The organism is Methanobrevibacter sp., assembly GCF_045644645.1.
In the GTDB taxonomy this organism is placed as follows: domain Archaea; phylum Methanobacteriota; class Methanobacteria; order Methanobacteriales; family Methanobacteriaceae; genus Methanocatella.
On record NZ_JAZRHE010000152.1, the window covers coordinates 1 to 16,260 of the forward strand.

14 protein-coding genes are annotated in these 16,260 nt (G+C 41.6%); 10 read left to right on the plus strand and 4 right to left on the minus strand.

All coding sequences use genetic code 11. The features are described 5' to 3' along the window. Window positions 1-163: 163 nt before the first annotated feature. Entirely contained in the window at window positions 164-2,143 is a 1,980-nt protein-coding gene (gene lonB / locus ACKI4K_RS09595; RefSeq protein ID WP_407424608.1) for an ATP-dependent protease LonB, read from the plus strand. A 108-nt stretch (window positions 2,144-2,251) separates the two neighbouring features. Next, the gene (locus tag ACKI4K_RS09600; protein ID WP_407424585.1) at window positions 2,252-3,676 is read left to right on the plus strand and encodes a Mur ligase family protein; all 1,425 of its coding nucleotides are present in this window, start codon (window positions 2,252-2,254) and stop codon (window positions 3,674-3,676) included. On the opposite strand, the gene ACKI4K_RS09605 is transcribed toward ACKI4K_RS09600, so the two are convergent. The 3 genes from ACKI4K_RS09605 to ACKI4K_RS09615 are packed head-to-tail and all read right to left on the minus strand — an operon-like array spanning window position 3,662 to window position 6,514. Further along, the gene (locus tag ACKI4K_RS09605; RefSeq protein WP_407424587.1) at window positions 3,662-4,144 is read right to left on the minus strand and encodes a hypothetical protein; all 483 of its coding nucleotides are present in this window, start codon (window positions 4,142-4,144) and stop codon (window positions 3,662-3,664) included. The genes ACKI4K_RS09600 and ACKI4K_RS09605 overlap by 15 nt on opposite strands. Further along, complete coding sequence (locus ACKI4K_RS09610) at window positions 4,131-5,045, minus strand: ADP-ribosylglycohydrolase family protein (RefSeq protein ID WP_407424589.1); 915 nt, start codon at window positions 5,043-5,045, stop codon at window positions 4,131-4,133. Before ACKI4K_RS09610 ends, ACKI4K_RS09605 begins: the two co-directional genes overlap by 14 nt. 2 nt (window positions 5,046-5,047) lie before the next feature. Further along, window positions 5,048-6,514, minus strand: a complete 1,467-nt coding sequence (locus ACKI4K_RS09615) for an AAA family ATPase (RefSeq protein ID WP_407424591.1) — start codon at window positions 6,512-6,514, stop codon at window positions 5,048-5,050. 132 nt (window positions 6,515-6,646) lie between these two features. Here ACKI4K_RS09615 and ACKI4K_RS09620 point away from each other — a divergent pair, with 132 nt between their 5' ends. Genes ACKI4K_RS09620 through ACKI4K_RS09635 form a run of 4 tightly spaced genes read left to right on the plus strand, consistent with a single transcriptional unit; the run spans window position 6,647 to window position 9,280 of the window. Then, entirely contained in the window at window positions 6,647-7,339 is a 693-nt protein-coding gene (locus tag ACKI4K_RS09620) for an iron-sulfur cluster assembly scaffold protein (RefSeq protein WP_407424593.1), read from the plus strand. A 1-nt stretch (window position 7,340) separates the two neighbouring features. After that, window positions 7,341-8,342 (plus strand): GGGtGRT protein, encoded by a 1,002-nt coding sequence (locus tag ACKI4K_RS09625; protein WP_407424595.1) that lies wholly within the window; start codon window positions 7,341-7,343, stop codon window positions 8,340-8,342. A gap of 30 nt (window positions 8,343-8,372) precedes the next feature. After that, entirely contained in the window at window positions 8,373-8,882 is a 510-nt protein-coding gene (locus ACKI4K_RS09630; protein ID WP_407424597.1) for a GNAT family N-acetyltransferase, read from the plus strand. Between the two features lie 29 nt (window positions 8,883-8,911). Then, window positions 8,912-9,280, plus strand: coding sequence for a zinc ribbon domain-containing protein (locus ACKI4K_RS09635; protein WP_407424599.1), 369 nt, complete (start codon window positions 8,912-8,914; stop codon window positions 9,278-9,280). Between the two features lie 42 nt (window positions 9,281-9,322). On the opposite strand, the gene ACKI4K_RS09640 is transcribed toward ACKI4K_RS09635, so the two are convergent. Then, entirely contained in the window at window positions 9,323-9,829 is a 507-nt protein-coding gene (locus tag ACKI4K_RS09640; protein ID WP_407424601.1) for a hypothetical protein, read from the minus strand. A gap of 90 nt (window positions 9,830-9,919) precedes the next feature. Between ACKI4K_RS09640 and ACKI4K_RS09645 the strand changes: the two genes are divergently transcribed. From ACKI4K_RS09645 to uvrA, 4 genes are all read left to right on the plus strand, one after another. Continuing rightward, window positions 9,920-10,834 carry a ribose-phosphate diphosphokinase gene (locus ACKI4K_RS09645; protein ID WP_407424602.1) on the plus strand — a complete coding sequence of 305 codons (915 nt, stop codon included), beginning with the start codon at window positions 9,920-9,922 and terminating at the stop codon, window positions 10,832-10,834. A 1-nt stretch (window position 10,835) separates the two neighbouring features. Then, a complete protein-coding gene (locus ACKI4K_RS09650; RefSeq protein WP_407424604.1) occupies window positions 10,836-11,132 on the plus strand; it encodes a hypothetical protein in 297 nt (98 codons plus the stop codon). Window positions 11,133-11,137: 5 nt separating this feature from the next. Then, entirely contained in the window at window positions 11,138-13,102 is a 1,965-nt protein-coding gene (gene uvrB / locus ACKI4K_RS09655; protein ID WP_407424606.1) for an excinuclease ABC subunit UvrB, read from the plus strand. A gap of 127 nt (window positions 13,103-13,229) precedes the next feature. Then, complete coding sequence (gene uvrA / locus ACKI4K_RS09660; protein ID WP_407424610.1) at window positions 13,230-16,118, plus strand: excinuclease ABC subunit UvrA; 2,889 nt, start codon at window positions 13,230-13,232, stop codon at window positions 16,116-16,118. Window positions 16,119-16,260 lie beyond the last annotated feature (142 nt).

The window sequence follows — 16,260 nt, forward strand, 5'->3', positions numbered from 1 at the left end:
ATTGCATTTGGGAAATATTTTTCTAACTTTTATTTACTAAAATAAAAAACTTTTTATATAATTAAAAAATAATATTTAAATAGTATATGAAACTTAATTGTGTAATGATGAATTTATTTATATAGTGAGGTAATTTTTAATGAAATTCGAGGAACAAGAATCTATGGAGGATTCTTCTGTTGAAGAAATAGTTGAAGCGGAAGTGGAAGAGGTAACTTCTAGCGAAGTGGATGAGTCATCTTCCGGCGAAGAAACTAAACCCATGTTAGATTATGATAATATTAAAAGCTCACAAGATATTGAAGTTCCACCTTTATTGATTGATCAGGTTATTGGACATGAGGAATCCATTGAGACAATTAAAAAAGCAGCTAAACAAAGAAGGAATGTCTTATTGATTGGAGATCCTGGTGTTGGAAAGTCAATGCTTGCTAAAGGTATGGCACAGATTCTTCCTCATGAAACTTTACAGGACATATTGGTATATCCGAATATGGAGGACAATAATCACCCATTAATCAGAACCGTGCCGGCAGGTGAAGGTAAAAAAATCGTAAAGGCAACTAAAGGGTCTGCAAAAGGTCAGGAAGAGAAAAAAACAATAATTACAATGTTTGCTATTGGTGGAATACTGGTTATTGGATTCATGTATGGTAGATTATTGGAATCCATTATCGCGGCTGCGTTAATATTACTCATTTCAATACAGATTAAGCCGAAAGCTAATAATTTGTCTCCTAAATTGTTGGTTAATAATGCGGAATCCAGATTTGCACCGTTTATGGATGCGACAGGTTCTCATGCGGGAGCCCTATTGGGTGATGTAAGGCACGACCCATACCAATCCGGTGGTCTTGGAACTCCAGCACACGAACGTGTGGAGGCAGGTATGATTCACAAAGCTAACAGAGGGGTTTTATACATTGATGAAATCGGTACAATGTCTATGAAAACCCAACAGGAGCTTTTGTCTGCAATGCAAGAAAAGCAATACTCAATCACTGGTCAAAGCGAAAACTCAAGCGGGGCCATGGTGAGGTCTCAGGCAGTGCCATGTGACTTTGTACTTGTGGCATCAGGTAACCTTCAGGTTCTTGAAGGAATGCACATTGCAATGAGGTCAAGAATCAGAGGATACGGTTATGAGGTGTTCATGAAGGATTATATGGAAGACACCACTGAGAACAGGGAAAAACTGGTACAGTTCGTAGCTCAGGAAGTTAAAAACGATGGTAGAATTCCACACTTTGCTCCTGATGCATTGGATGAAATCATCATGGAAGCAAAAAGAAGATCCGGAAAGCAGAATGCTTTGACTTTAAGATTAAGAGATTTGGGCGGATTGGTAAGATCTGCTGGAGATGTGGCCATTGAAAAAGGCGATAATCTAGTAACTGCAGACCATGTATTTGAAGCTAAAAAATTCGCAAGAACCCTTGAGCAGCAAATAGCTGACAGGTCAATCATGCAAAGAAAGGATTACAGTATGGTTTCCGCTGAAGGTGGAAGAGTCGGTCTTGTAAATGGGCTTGCTGTAATTGGAGATAGGAGCGGAATCGTATCACCAATCGCCGCTGAAGCAGCACCAACCCAATCTAAAAACGGTGGCCAAATCATTGCTACAGGTAAATTGGGTGAGATAGCTCAGGAATCCGTACAGAACGTAAGTGCACTGATTAAAAAGTACACCAACAAGGATATCTCAAATTATGACATCCACGTTCAGTTCATCCAGACTTACGATGGCGTTGAGGGAGATTCAGCTAGTGTGAGCATTGCAACAGCAGTGATATCTGCAGTTGAAGATATTCCGATTGACCAGACAGTTGCATTAACAGGTTCACTTAATGTGCGTGGAGACGTAATGCCTATTGGTGGAGCAACAGCTAAGATTGAAGCTGCAGCAGAAGCGGGAATGAAAAAGGTATTGATTCCAAAATCCAACTTAAAGGACGTCATGATTGAGAAAAAATATGAGGATATGATTGAAATCATTCCAACCGAAACCCTGAGTGATGTTTTGGAAAACATTTTAATCAGCGGTTCCAAAAAGGATTCATTGATTGAAAAGATGAAGAACATCGGTTCCAGAGTTGCTGAAAAAGTTCCGCAAACAAATATTAATAATCCAACCACAAACTAGGTTGGATTAATTTTTAACTTTTTTTCTAATTTTACTTTATTTTTGATTTCAAGCTTTTTTTGTTAATATAATAATTCTTATATACTATTTATTTGTAATATATTAACCATGGTTGGAACTGTTAAATTTAATATTGCAAAAATATCCGGAAAACTTGCAACCCTAATGGCAAAAAGGGGGCCTGGAAGTGGTGGAACCTATCCTGGACATATTTTTACTAAGATTGCAGGTGAGGACGGAATCACCAGATTGGCTTCAGATTTGAAAATAGGTTCTGTACTCGTTACCGGAACAAATGGAAAGACAACTACTACAACTTTATTAATCAAACTAATGTCAAACGATGTTCAAATCAGAAGAAGCTATGAAAACAATATTTTGAACTCAATCGTAACAGCTTTAATAAATCAAAAAGGGGATTTGGGCATATTCGAATACGGAATTCGTAACTTGACATATGGTATTCCGGATACAGTTCAAAGATTGATAGATCCGATTGGTGTTGTATACACCACCATTTCCCAAGAACATACCCAGGTTGCAGGAATCAAAAACCCGTTTGAGGATTATTATAAGGCTAAGAAGCTATTGTCCCAAGGCATGAAAAGGGGGGCTGTCGTAACCAATGCGGATGATCCGAGAACTGCACTAATCGGTCTTGATAAGTCTGTTGATGTTGATGTTAACTATTATGGTATTGCAGCTGACGGCATTGAGGACGTGGGCTGTGAAGCTATCGAATGCCCTAAATGCGGCGAAATGTTAAGTTACTCAAGACATTTCCTAAATCACAGAGGCCTTTATGAATGCAGCTGCGGATTCAAACGACCAGAACCAAATGTAAAGCTAACTGATGTGCAGTTCAACCGGGATTCATGGAAGTTAACCATTGAAGGGGACTTGTTCAATTACACGGCTTCCAGAGATGTTAAATTTAACCTTGACTTAACAGTACCGCCATTCGGTTTCCACAACATTTACAATACATTGGCTTCAATTACCGCCTATGCAACATTCACGCCGAAGGTTGAAAGAATCGAGAGTACAATAAAAGAAATCTTCAATAACCTGGACATGTCATTCATTCCGCCGGGAAGATTTGAAGTGGTTGACATCGGCGGCAAATATGTCGGACTTGGACAGGGGGACAATGGGGATGCCATAAAAATAAATGCGATGTTCATGAAGCAATATGTGGATGGGCCTTTGGAGTTCATTTACACAACCCCTGAAGAGAATGAGGAGGAAATCTTTGAAGACCACTTTGAGGTTGTAAAAAGCATGAATCCTGCCCATGTCATTGTTGTTCCTGGAAGAAAGTCCATCGATAAGGCTCGTGAATATTATGAAATAATCAAAGAGGAGTATCCTGATGCCGAATTTTATCCGTTGAGTTATGAGAAGATGGATGCGAGAATCGAAAAGTTGACTGATTTGGCTCGCAATTCCAGCTACGACTATGTCATCATGACCGGCTGTGGTGAAGAACAGGCGATGTGGGAGAGAATAAAGAGAAATTTAATAGATAATTAGCTTATCTGCAATTTCTTCCATTTTTCTGTATAATTCTGAATCGCTTTTTTCGATTTCTTTAAATGAGGCATCAATTTTACAGCCGCAGCGATCTGTAGTTCCGATAACGAAATTGTTTGAATCTTTTTTTATCAGGATTCCGAAAATCCTTTCTTTTTCCTGGGCGTATTTGTCGAATTCTTCTTGCGTGAGCTTCAGATTGCAGTCATTTATTGAGTAGATGTCGCATTCGTTGATTATCGGAATGAATGACAGCATTCCTGCTGCAAAAAACACATGTTCATGCTTCAGGATTTTCAGGATTCTTTTTTCGAAACTGTCCTCGTTTTCAATACCGTAATCACCGAATTCCAGAATATTGTTTGTTCCCATGCAGTAGTTTTCATGGATTATTGTGGCCACCAGATCAGGGTCGGCATAATTATTGCAGGAAGCCCTAATATTTTTGATAGTTTCACTTAGATTCATCACAAAATTCCTCGTATTTTTCACATAATGAAAGCACCTTGTCAATTTGGTCAACTGTATCAATCCAACATATAGGTATATCATCAAATCCGTAATAAATTCCGGCCAGTCCGCCGCAGATTGCCGCTGTGGTGTCGGTGTCCTCACCCAAATTAACGGCCTTCAGGACTGCATCCCTATAGTTGCCGGTATTCTTCAGGCAATGAATCACGCTTTCAAACGTGTATATCACATAACCCTTGCTTTTTATTGTGTCGACATCGTTTAAATCATCATCAAATATCCTCTTGAAGTGAATCAATTCTTTTGAATCTTTATAGTAATCTTTTATCTTATCGCATGCACCTTGAATGTGTTCGTCAATTGTCAGGTTTTCATTTTCAAGCATTGATTTGGCGATTTCAATGTATAGCACGCAAGCTATTTTGGACCTTTTGTGCGCATGGGTCAGGCTGGAGATGTTTTCGATTGTTTCATAATCGATGTCTGGAATGTATGCCAGTGGAAGGATTCGCATCAGTGAACCGTTCCCGTTGTCTCTTTCGCCGTCAAGTCCGCATTTGTGTGCAGGTGTTCCATTGAGGTAACTATCTAATGCACGGCTGATGGTGATTCCAATGTCGAAACATGGGGTCTGCCAATAGATTTCCCGTTTATACCATTTGCAGAAGTTTTCCATTATGTCGTCATAGTCAATATCCTTTTTGTTTACAATGCTTGCCATTGTGGCCAGTGTCATTGATGTGTCATCTGACCAGGTTCCTGCAGGCTGGTCATATGTCCCGCAACCTTCCATTCTTCTGATGGGGCATCTTTTTAAGCTTTCTCTTGCTTCAAACTCAACTGGAACCCCCAAAGCATCACCAATAAGCAAACCTATTATTCCGTCTTTAACCTTCATAATTATTCCTCTTCAATCAGAAAATCTTCATAAGTCAATGTATTTAATTCTTCATCAGTCAAATTCTCTTTTCCAGCAAGCCTATTTGCCTGGGCAGTTAAAACCTCTTCAAAGAAGTTTCTAACGAACCTGCCGTTTGCAAAGTTGTTGGACCTTGTTTCATAGATCTTTTCAAAGTATTGTTTCACATACTCCTCTCCAGGCTTGTCCAAAGACAGGCTTGCATCCTCGCACATCAGGATGAATATCTTGTACAATTCATCGGAATCATAATCATCAAAATAGATGAATTTGTTGAATCTTGACTCCAGGCCGGGATTGGAATTCAGGAAATTATCCATCAATGCGGGGTAACCGGCAACAATGACAATCAAATCATCCCTGTGGTCTTCCATTGCCTTTAGGAGGGTGTCAATCGCTTCGGCACCATAGTCGTTTTCACTTTTTGAAGCCAAACTGTATGCCTCATCAATGAATAGAATTCCTCCCAGGGAATTTTGAATGACCTCCTGTGTCTTGATTGCGGTCTGGCCAACATAACCGCCAACCAATCCGCTGCGGTCGGTTTCAATCAGGTGTCCTTTTGAAAGAATTCCGATTTCGTGATAGATTTTGGAGAGAAGTCTTGCAACGGTGGTCTTGCCTGTTCCGGGATTGCCTGAAAAAACTAGGTGCAGGCTCATTGGAGGCTGTTTGATGCCTCGATTCTCTCTTATCTTTCTGATCTGAACCAGATTAATCAATGAATTGACATCTTTTTTAACCTTTTCAAGACCAATCAGACGATTGAGTTCATCAAGATACTCATCAAGGGAGTGGCTTTCTTCACGTGCCTGTTCCTTCTGTTCAATTTTTCTTGGCATCTGACCAAATGAAGACGGTTCATAATTGCTTAAACTCCCCTTTAATGTTTTGATGTACTTCTCATATTCCCCATAGACCTTATCATTAAGTTCGTTGTCAACTGTTATGAAGAATTTGCCGAACAGCGAGTAGCAGTCATACAGAGAGTTGGAAAATCCAATGTTGCCCATTCCCCAGTCTGCGGCAAATGAATCGAGTTCATCGAGGTATTTAAATGAGACTGGCGGATTGCTATCCAGCTTGGCATCGGCAAGGGCAAGTATTTCGTCTCTTGAGTAATCGGCGTCCAGAAGAGTGTTTATAAACTCCAGTTCGTTATCTGAAATAACCTCATCTCCCAAGCCCAAATAGCTGAACCATTTAAAGAGGTCTTCCATTATGACTGTTTCCAAATTAATTTTTTCCGATTTCAGATTGCTGATTTCGGGGCAACTTTTAAGCAAAATCTCATTGTTCAATGCTTTTATGGAAAAAGTCAATGTTAAAAGCATGTTTTTCAGATAGTCTATGTGATACACTTCAACTTCGCTACCGCAAAATGGACAGGTCTTCTGGTTATTGTCTAATAATTTTTTACAGTTTTTACATAAGGTCCACTCAATCATTTCGCCACCTATTAAAAAGTATAATTATATTAGATTATATAAATTGTGTTTAAACATAACTTCCCTTTTCAAAATTTTTATTTAAGATTATTTCCAAACATTAATATAGCAAAATTATTGAGGATTGAAAAGATGATTTATTCAACTGAGATTGAGAACATGTGTCCTGTTCGAAAGGGTGCAAATCATGGTCCGGCTCCAATTCCGGAGGAGGGCCAATGGGTCAAATCAAAAGAGATATCTGATATTTCCGGTTTTACCCATGGAATAGGATGGTGCGCTCCCCAACAGGGATGCTGTAAGCTAACGTTAAATGTTAAGGATGGAATTATTGAAGAGGCATTGGTTGAAACTTTAGGATGTTCCGGTATGACACATTCGGCTGCGATGGCCGGTGAGATATTGGTTGGAAAGACAATTCTTGAAGCTTTGAACACAGATTTGGTTTGTGATGCAATCAATACCGCAATGCGTGAATTATTCTTACAGATTGTTTATGGAAGAACCCAATCAGCCTTTTCAGAAGGGGGACTTCAGATTGGTGCTGGACTTGAGGACTTGGGAAAGGGCCACAGAAGCCAGGTTGGAACAATCTATTCCACAAAAGCCAAAGGTCCAAGATATCTTGAGCTCACAGAGGGTTACATTATCGAAATAGGACTTGATGAGGATGATGAAATCATCGGTTACAAGTACATCAATCTGGGTGTGATGCTTGATTACATCAAGGATGGTGTGGAACCTTTGGAAGCTATCGAAAAGGCAACAGGGCAATATGGAAGATTTGATGATGCAGTTAAAAAAATAGACCCAAGGAGTGAATAAAATGAGCTTATTTGAAAGTTATGAAAGAAGAATAGACCAGATCACTCCAGTACTTGAAAAATATGGCATCAAAGACCTTGAAGAGGCTAAGCGGATTTGTCTTGATAAAGGTTTTGATCCATATGATATTGTAAAGGGAGTTCAGCCAATCTGTTTTGAGAATGCATGCTGGGCATATACTCTTGGAGCGGCAATAGCCATTAAGCAGGGCTGCACAAAGGCATCCGATGCTGCCAAAGCTATCGGCGAAGGTCTGCAGGCATTTTGCATTCCGGGCAGTGTGGCTGATGATAGGAGGGTAGGTTTGGGACATGGAAACCTGGCATCAATGCTTTTAAGTGATGAAAGCGAATGCTTTGCATTTCTTGCAGGACATGAAAGTTTTGCGGCTGCAGAAGGAGCTATAGGAATTGCAAACTCCGCTAATGAAGTGAGGGAAAAACCTTTAAGGGTTATTCTAAACGGGCTTGGAAAAGATGCCGCACTGATCATTTCAAGAATCAACGGATTTACTTATGTTCAAACTGAATTCGATTACTTTACCGGTGAGGTAAATGTAGTTAGAGAAAAGGTATACTCCGATGGTGAAAGGGCAAAGGTCAGATGTTATGGTGCTGATGATGTAAGGGAAGGCGTAGCCATTATGCATCTGGAGGGGGTTGACGTATCAATCACCGGTAACTCAACAAACCCGACACGTTTCCAGCATCCTGTAGCCGGAACATACAAAAAGGAATGTATTGAACAGGGCAAAAAGTACTTCTCAGTCGCTTCAGGCGGTGGAACCGGAAGAACCCTGCACCCTGATAATATGGCTGCAGGTCCGGCATCTTATGGTATGACTGATACATTGGGCCGTATGCATTCAGATGCCCAGTTTGCAGGTTCATCCTCCGTGCCTGCCCATGTAGAGATGATGGGACTGATTGGCATGGGAAATAACCCGATGGTCGGGGCAAGTGTTGCCGTTGCGGTAGCCGTCGAAAAGGCTATGAAAAAGTAAGGGATTTATCCCTTCAACTTATTTTTTTTTATGATTTTTAAAACAGAACATCTTATTTTAAGGCCTTGGGAAGAAGGCGATGCGGAGTCTTTGTATTCATTTGCAAGCAATCCGAAGATTGGTCCGATTGCAGGCTGGCCACCTCATGAAAGTGTTGAAGATAGCTTGAATATTATCAAAACGGTCTTTGCTAAAAAGGAAACCTATGCAATCACTTTGGATGATAGGGCTATTGGATGTGTCGGCCTTTTGATTCATCCCGATGGGAATCATTATTGGGGAGACGGGTCTGCTGAACTCGGATATTGGATAGGCGAGAAGTACTGGGGCCGGGGTCTTGTCGTGGAAGCATCAAAGCCAATTATCAAACATGCATTTGATGATTTGGAAATCTCACAAATCTATGCAACATACATGATTGAAAATACCCAATCAAAAAGGGTTTTGGAAAAATTGGGATTCAGATCTTACACGGAACTGGAAAATGTAAATTATTTGGGCGAAAAGTTTAGTGAAATAGCTATGATTTTAGAAAAATAATTTATATTAAAAGGTATTAATTTTAACTAATGACAAGAATATGTGAAAACTGTGAGTTTGTAAATCAGGATGATTATGATTATTGTGCCAAATGCGGCACCCCATTGGTTGAAGGTCTCGAGCCTAAGCAGATTTATGTTTATAATGGTGCTAGGCCACAGCTGAATAAAAAGGCGATAATCATAGCATATATCTTGACTATTGTTCTTTCTTGGGGTGGCTTTTTTTGGTGGTTGGCTACAAAAAACACTTCCATAAATGCATTCACGTTCTTTGGTTTGTTCATGCCGTTCTATTTAATTCAAGCACCGATTCGTGAACTCAGAAAGCACGGAATAATCCTATTGTTCATTTCTCTTGCCGGTGTGGCACTCTCATTTTATGTAATAATGAATTAAAGAATGGCTTATTAATTTTAAAATAAAAAAAAGGAAGAAAGATTAGCCGAAATGTATGCTAATGTTTCCCATTAAAAGTTGTATAGGAATTTGGAATACGTTCATCCCGTCATTTGCCATTGCAGTTCCCACTGCATCTCCACGGGACATTGTTCCCTTAACGTCTCCATTGCCAGCATAACCGTTATAGGCATCATTTGCACGGATGTCGTCCACGATGCTTGAACCGAATATCGCCTCGGCCGCGGCATTGTTCACGCTAAAGAATATGTGTGGTGATATGCCATAGCTGTATTCCATAATTTCACGGGCGGCACCATAAGGGTTGTTCGGGTCAATGAAGTGAATGTTGTGCAAAGTTTCCCCCTTGGCATTGTGTGAACTTCCAGGGTAAACCCATTCGAATCCTGTCAGGCCGATTCTGGCCGCCATGTCGACACCTGGAATTCCTTCTTCTGCATCTTCAGCAAGGATCATGACCGGACTTATGGCCGTTGAAAGTATGAGTGCAACGACTATCAACACTATTGCAATTAAAATTTTTTTCATGATTATAAAAGTATACTTTTTAATATTAATACTTAACTTTTTTATTCATAAATGACAAATATTTCAACATATGATAATTTTGGTGATATTATGATTATTGGTGGTTCAGCTTCCCAGGATCTAGCCAGTCATGTGGCCAAGGAACTTGGTGAAAAAGTAAGTTATGTCGAAACAAGGAACTTTCCGGATGGAGAAAGGTATTTGAGAATCGGAGGTGCGATTGAGGATGAAGTAACCGTTATCCAGTCAACAGGATATCCTCAGGACGAGAATTTGATGGAACTGTTGTTCATGATTTCAACACTCAAGGATCTGGGGGCCAAAAGGGTAAGGGTTGTGGTTCCGTACATGGGATATGCCAGACAGGAAAAGCGATTCAATGACGGTGAATCCGTATCTGCCAAAATCATCTGCAATCTGATTGAATCTGCAGGTGCCGATGAGTTCCTTACATTCAATATCCATGAGGAATGTGTACTTGATTTCTTCAATATTCCGGCAAGAAACCTCTCAGCCATGCCTGCAATTGCCGAATACATGAATAAGAAATACTTTAGAAAGACTGATGAAAAGCCATTGATCATCGCTCCGGACAAGGGGGCATACGGCTTTGCACAGGAAATTTCCGAAATCATCGGATGCGACTGCACTTACCTGACAAAAGTGCGTCTAGGCCCGGATAAGGTGGAAACCAGAATCGTTGACGTTAGATGTGACAGCGAAAGCGAAAACACTGTCAACATCGATTCCGTAAAGGGAATGCATGCCGTAATCATTGATGACATCATAGCCACTGGCGGAACAATTGTAAATGCAATAAACATTCTAAAACAGTATGGTGCGTCTGCGGTGGATGTATGCTGCGTACACCCGATACTAACCAACAACGGGGCTACAAGAATCTATGAGGCTGGTGCAGGCAAGATCATCGGTACCAACAGTTTGTCTTCAGACACTTCACGAGTATCGCTTGCAAAAAGCATTGCAGATGCTTTGAGGGAATAAAATGCCAATCGATAAGGAAAAAATCAAACAGGAACTCGTTGATGAATCCAATGCCATTCTGGCAAAATACAATGAGATGGATGTTGTCGATTCCGTATCCGTAATGAACATGGCTGCCAAAACAGTATTTTTAGGTTCCCTGAGGGTTTATAATGAGGATGTCGTATCCAACATCAAAAAGGATTTGCAAAAGGAGTTTAGGGGTTATGGTGATTTGGTGATAAGGGATGAGAAGGTAGTCCCTTGCTGCGCTCCGAACTATATCCATATAAGTTTCAACATTTCCGTCAAGAATTAGATACCATGAAGGAATTCAAATTAGATTCGCCCTATAAACCACTGGGCGATCAGCCAAAGGCAATCGATTCCTTAACCAGAGGAATTGAGGATGGCTTAAAGGAGCAGACTCTTTTGGGAGTGACAGGTTCCGGCAAGACTTTCACGATGGCGAATGTCATTGAAAAAGTTCAAAAGCCGACCCTTGTAATCTCACACAACAAGACCTTAGCGGCACAGCTATATGAGGAATTTAAGGAATTCTTCCCTGACAATGCAGTGGAATACTTTGTAAGCTATTATGATTATTACCAGCCGGAAGCCTATGTGCCCAGAACAGACACCTTCATAGACAAGGAAGCTTCCATCAATGATGACATAGACATAATGAGGCACTCCGCCACACAGTCTCTTCTTTCAAGGGATGATGTCATTGTGGTCAGCAGTGTAAGCTGCATTTATGGTATCGGTTCGCCTGAAGACTATGGCGAGTTTGCCTTTGGGATTGCTGTAGGAGATATCTATGACCGGTCTGAAATAATATCCAAACTTATTTTCATGCAGTATGAGCGAAATGACATAGAATTTGACCGCGGACAGTTCAGGGTCAGAGGGGATGTCATAGAAATCAATCCGGTTCACGGAACACCGCCGATAAGAATAGAACTGTTCGGCGATGAGATAGACGCAATCAGTCTGATTGATAGGGTAACCGGCAAGAAAAGGGAATCCCTTAAGAGATACATGATTTTCCCGGCAAAGCACTTTGTTGTCGGCCAGGACAAGATGGATGTGGCAATCTCCAAGATTTCCGCTGAATTGGATGAAAGACTTAACGAATTCAATGCCATGGGAAAGGTCCTTGAAGCCCAAAGGCTGGAGCAGAGAACCCGTTTTGATATAGAAATGCTTCAGGAAATGGGATACTGTCCGGGTGTGGAAAACTATTCGATGCATCTGTCAGGCCGTGAATGGGGTGAAAAACCATATTCCCTATTGAAATACTTCCCGGATGACTTTTTGACTATAATCGATGAGTCCCACGTCACGGTTCCCCAAATCAGGGGCATGTACAATGGGGACCGTGCACGTAAGGAGACCCTGGTCGAGCACGGCTTCAGGTTGCCTTCGGCCAAGGAGAACAGGCCTTTGCGATTTGACGAATTCGAATCATCGGTAAATCAGGTCATCTATGTGTCCGCAACTCCAGGTCCCTATGAGCTTGCAAAGTCAAGAAATGTCGTCGAGCAGATCATCCGTCCGACAGGTCTGGTTGACCCTGAAGTTCTAATAAGGCCGGTGACAGGACAGGTTGAGGATCTGCTTGAGGAGGTTAAGCTGACTGCCGAAAAGGATGAGAGGGTCCTGGTCACCACATTGACAAAAAGGATGGCGGAGGATCTGACTGACTACTATGCAAGAATCGGCGTGAAGGTCAGGTACATGCACTCCGAAATCGATACCCTGGAGAGGATTGACATTGTGGATGACTTGAGGCGTGGAAAGTTCGATGTGCTTGTGGGGGTAAACCTTCTTCGTGAAGGGCTTGACCTGCCGGAGGTGTCTCTTGTGGCCATTCTTGATGCCGACAAGGAAGGGTTTTTAAGAAACGAAACCTCCCTGATTCAGACCATAGGCCGTGCGGCAAGAAACGTCAACGGACGTGTGATAATGTATGTGGATGAGATGACCGATTCGGTTAAAAATGCATATGAGACCACACTCAAAAGGCGCAAGCTGCAGATGAAGTATAACGAGGTCCACGGCATAGTGCCGAAATCAACCCAAAGAACCTTGAAGGAGAAATTAGCCGAGGAAGATGAGAAATACAAATTCAAAGGCACTGATATTGATAAGATACCTAAAGACGAGCTTCGCCTGCTGATTCGTGATTTGGAAAAGGACATGAAGGATGCTGCTGCAAGGCTGGACTTTGAGCGTGCTGCAGATTTGAGAAACAAGCTTTATGCCTTGAAAGGGTTTGATAAATAATTTTCTCTTAAGAGAAAATTTTTCCTGTTTTTTAATATTTTTTTCTGTATGGAGAAATTTTATTTTTCAGATGCTCTCTCTAAAAGTATTTTATATTGGATAGTATCTAATAATATTAAGGAGTTATATTATGACAGATTCTAAAAAACAGATTGTCATCAAGGGTGCACGTGAGCACAATCTCCAGGATATTGATGTCAGTGTCCCCCGTGATGAATTCATTGTAATTACAGGACTCAGTGGATCAGGTAAGTCTTCGCTGGCTTTCGACACTATCTATGCTGAAGGACAGCGCAGATATGTCGAGTCCCTGTCAGCATATGCAAGACAGTTCCTGGGGCAAATGAAAAAGCCTGAAATGGAATCCATTGAAGGCCTGTCCCCTGCGATTTCAATCGACCAGAAGACTACAAGGGAAAATCCAAGGTCTACTGTGGGCACAATTACTGAAATTTATGATTACTTGAGGTTACTTTTTGCAAGGATAGGCATTCCGCACTGTCCCAACTGCGGGCGTGAGGTATCACAGCAGACAATTGGTCAAATCGGCGAGTCAATAATCGAAGAGGGAGAAGGGATTAAGATTCAAATCCTGTCTCCTGTTGTCCGTGACAAGAAAGGCCAGCACAAGGATGTTCTGGATGATTTGAGGAATAAGGGGTTTGTAAGGGTACGTGTTGACGGTGAGATAAGGGATTTGGAAGAGGACATTGACCTTGCAAAGACATACAGGCACAGCATTGATGTTGTTGTGGACAGGCTTAAGATTAGAAAGGATGTCGATTTCAAAAGGAGGCTTGTCGATTCACTGGAAACCGCAGCGGAATTTGCAGACGGATTGATTACAATCCTGTTTACAACGGATGACGATGAATACGAGAAGAAATATTCAGAACACTTTGCATGTGTTGACTGCGGCATCAACTTTGAGGAGCTGACCCCAAGGATGTTCTCATTCAATGCGCCTCAGGGAGCATGTCCCGAATGTAACGGTATCGGCTCCAAAATGGAAATAGATCCTGATTTGATTGTTCCGGACAAGACTTTAACATTGAATGAGGGGGCCATTGCGCCATGGTCAAAGTCATCCAAAAGGGAAAACTATTACTATCAGATGCTTGAGGCAGTTTCAAAGCACTTCAGCTTCAGCATGGATGTTCCATTTGATGAATTGGACAAGGAATATCAAAACACCATCCTATACGGCTGCAAGGACAAGATAGCCTTCACATTCAAAAGAAGAAACAAGTCCTACATGGTCAACCGTAAGTTTGAAGGTGTCATTCCAAGAATGGAGAGACTATACATTGAAACCAAATCCAACTATTCAAGAAAATACCTTTCAAAATTCATGAGCGACAGGAAATGTCATGTTTGCGGTGGAAAAAGGTTAAGGCCGGAGGTCCTGGCCGTAACGGTCGGCGGCAAGTCAATCATTGACGTTTGTGACCTGCCTATAAAGGATTCATATCAGTTCTTCCAGGATTTGGAATTGACCGAAAGGGAAAACTTCATTGCAAAGGAAGTTTTAAAGGAAATCAAGGAGCGCTTAAGTTTTCTTGTCGAAGTGGGGCTTGACTATCTGTCAATGTCAAGGTCATCTGGGACACTGTCCGGCGGTGAGGCCCAGAGGATAAGGCTGGCAACCCAAATCGGTTCCGGTCTTGTTGGCGTGCTGTACATTTTGGACGAGCCGAGCATAGGCCTTCACCAGAGGGACAACATCAAGCTCATTGAAGCACTGAAAAGGCTCAAAGACTTAGGAAATACCTTGGTTGTTGTCGAGCATGATGAGGAAACCATCCTCTCGGCAGACCATGTTGTGGATATCGGTCCCGGTGCGGGCGAGCACGGCGGAAAGATTGTTGCCCAGGGAACACCTCTTGACATCATGAACAATCCAGACTCCATCACCGGCCAGTACATCTCAAGGGTCAAGAAGATTGATATTCCTAGTGAAAGAAGGCAGGGCAACGGCAAATTTATTAAGATAATCGGTGCCGCCCAAAACAATCTGAAGGATATTGATGTTGAAATCCCGTTGGGTAAATTCACCTGCGTTACAGGTGTCAGCGGATCCGGTAAAAGCAGTCTGATTAATGAGATATTATACAAGGGGGCCCACGGCAAGCTGTCCAAGAAATTCACATTTGCAGGAAAATATGATGACATTGAAGGCCTTGAAAACATCGACAAGGTAATTGCCATCAATCAGAAACCTATCGGCAGGACCCCAAGGTCAAATCCTGCAACATACACAGGCGTATTCACTGACATTCGTGACCTCTTTGCAAGCACACCCGAGTCAAAGGCAAGGGGATACAAGCCCGGAAGATTCTCATTCAACGTCAAGGGCGGAAGATGTGAAGCCTGTTCCGGAGACGGTATTGTGCAGATTGAAATGCACTTTCTGGCTGATGTCTATGTGCCGTGTGAGGTCTGCGGCGGCAAAAGGTACAATGAAGAGACTTTGGACATAAGGTATAAGGGCAAAAACATCTATGAGGTTCTAGAGATGACTGTTGAGGAGGCTCTGGAATTCTTTGAAAACATTCCGAAAATCACCAAAAAGCTTCAGACATTATATGATGTCGGATTGGGCTATATGAAGATAGGCCAGCCTGCAACCACATTGTCCGGTGGTGAAGCCCAGAGGATTAAACTGGCAAAAGAGCTGTCAAAGACAAGCACAGGCAAGACATTGTATATTTTGGATGAGCCGACTACCGGCCTTCACTTTGCAGACATTAAAAGACTGCTGGAGGTTCTTGCAAGATTGACTGATGCGGGAAATTCAGTAGTTGTCATTGAGCATAATTTGGATGTCATCAAAACGGCAGACCATATAATCGACCTCGGTCCTGAAGGCGGTGACGGCGGAGGGGAAGTGATAGCCACAGGAACACCTGAGGAGATTGCCGAAGCCGGAACATATACGGGTCAGTTTTTAGATAGGATGCTCAATGAAAACATCACTCCCTATGCAAAGGAATTGGTGGAAGATATTGGAAAGTAGGATATCCTCTATTTTTATTACTTTCATCAATTTTTTTTAATAATTTTATTCGATATTGCTAATTTTTGATTTATTTTTTCAAAATTATATTCAATATTTTATTCTTTTTTTAAAAAAATTATATTATAAAAACCGATTTTTC